The 1788-nt window shown below is 71.8% G+C and carries 1 protein-coding gene; it reads right to left on the minus strand.

Annotated elements, in window-relative coordinates:
• Window positions 1-177 precede the first annotated feature (177 nt).
• A complete protein-coding gene (locus tag LDL49_RS56340; protein WP_225303178.1) occupies window positions 178-1722 on the minus strand; it encodes a serine hydrolase domain-containing protein in 1545 nt (514 codons plus the stop codon).
• Between the last annotated feature and the right edge of the window lie 66 nt (window positions 1723-1788).

Here is a 1788-nt window from a genome sequence, read left to right on the forward strand (position 1 = left end):
GCGTCGCCTCTCCCGGCGAGATCGTCCCCCGCAAGTTCGCCGCCACCGACATGAACCGGCACCCTGGCGAGCTGACGGTCACCGAGGGCACCGACTCGATCGTGCCGCTCGCGACGCTCGACGCCGGCGGGCCGTCTGGGATCTTCGTCGACCGGCTCGGCCCTGTCGCGTGGTGACTCAGAGGCGGCGGGCCAGGTCGGCGAGGACGGCGGGCCAGTCGTCGTAGCCGTCCTCGACGCCGTACCTGACCAGGACGACGTCGTGGGCGGGGGACACGTAGACCCATTGGCCGTGGTTGCCGCGCGACCAGTAGTCGCCGGACAGGTCGGGCCGCATCCACCAGTTGTACTGGAACTCCGCCGCCGGGTCGGTCGTAGTGTCGGCCCTGGTCGAGTCCTCCACCCAGGCGCGGGGCAGGAGCTGCCTGCCCCGCCACGCGCCCTTGTGCAGGTAGAGCAGGCCGAGCTTGGCGAAGTCGACGGCCCGGCCGCTGAGGCCGGCCTGCATCTGCTCCAGCCCCGAGGCATCGCTGTCGATGCTCCACGCCGCGTCGGCCTCCATGCCGAGCGGGCCCCACACCTTGTCCTCCAGGTAGGCCGAGACCGGGCCTCCGGTGACCCGTTCCAGCACCAGGCCGAGCAGCACGGTGTTGATGTTGTTGTAGTCGAACCGCCTGCCGGGCGGCTCGGCGATCCGGCTGTCGCGCAGCGCGGCGGCGCGCAGGTCGAGGCTGTAGTACGGGTCCTGCTGCGCCAGCCCGGACGACATCGTGAGCAGCTGACGCAGCGTGACGCGGGCAAATCCGGGATCCCGCCCGGCCAGCTCGGGCAGGTAGCGGGTGACGGGGTCGTCGACAGAGGTGATGCGGCCCTCCGCCAGCGCGACGCCGACGAGCGTGGAGACGAACGGCTTGGCCGTGGAGAACGAGGCGACCGCCGAGTCGTGCCGGTAGCCGTTGAAGTAACGCTCGGCGCGGATCGTGTCGCCCTTGACCGCGACGAACGCCGTCGTGCCGGTCGAGCGGAGGAAGTCGCCGAGGTCGCGGCGGCCGCCGCTGGCGGTCACGGTCAACTCCTGCTCGAGGGCGCGCGGGAGCGGGACCGCGGGCGGACGCCGGTGCACGGTCCTGGAGGGCAAGCGCTGGTAGTCGAGGACGTCGGAGTCCTGCCAGGCGATCGCCCTGGCCACCTCCGACCGGTTCGTCGAGGCGACGGCCCACAGGTAGACGGCGTCCGCCGCGAGGACCAGGACCAGCAGGGCCGTCGCGGCCGCGCGTACGGTCCTGCCCAGCTCTCGCGCGAACAGCACCAGCGTGAGGGCCACGGCCGCCGACAGCAGCATCGACACGGCGACCGAGACGACGCCGACGGCGGGCTGGGCGATCCCCAGGAGGTTGGGGGTGCCGAGGGCGTCGAGCAGGGGGCTCACGCCATGGGCCCACGTGCCGTACTGGTCGTCGGGGGTCTCGGCGAACATGTGGGTGACCTGGAGGACCACCAGGATCAGCGCGGCCAGGGCCAGGCGGATCCGGGGCAGGCGGCGTAACGGGATCAGGGCCGCGAGCCCGAAGAGCGCGGCCTCGTGGACGAGCCGCCAGCCGCCGCCGTCGGCTCTGAGCACGTGGTCGATGAGGTGCAGGGCGGCCAGGGCGATCGTGACCAGTAGCGCCGTCTCATCGGGGCTTCGCCGTCCGCGGGCCTCGGCCGAGGCCTCCTCTGTCACGACCTGTACCATCCGTGCCTCCAAACTCCAGCCAGATAGTCACACTACCCAATAAGGTCGCTCAGG

It is taken from the genome of Nonomuraea aurantiaca, from assembly GCF_020215705.1.
In the GTDB taxonomy this organism is placed as follows: Bacteria; Actinomycetota; Actinomycetes; order Streptosporangiales; family Streptosporangiaceae; genus Nonomuraea; species Nonomuraea aurantiaca.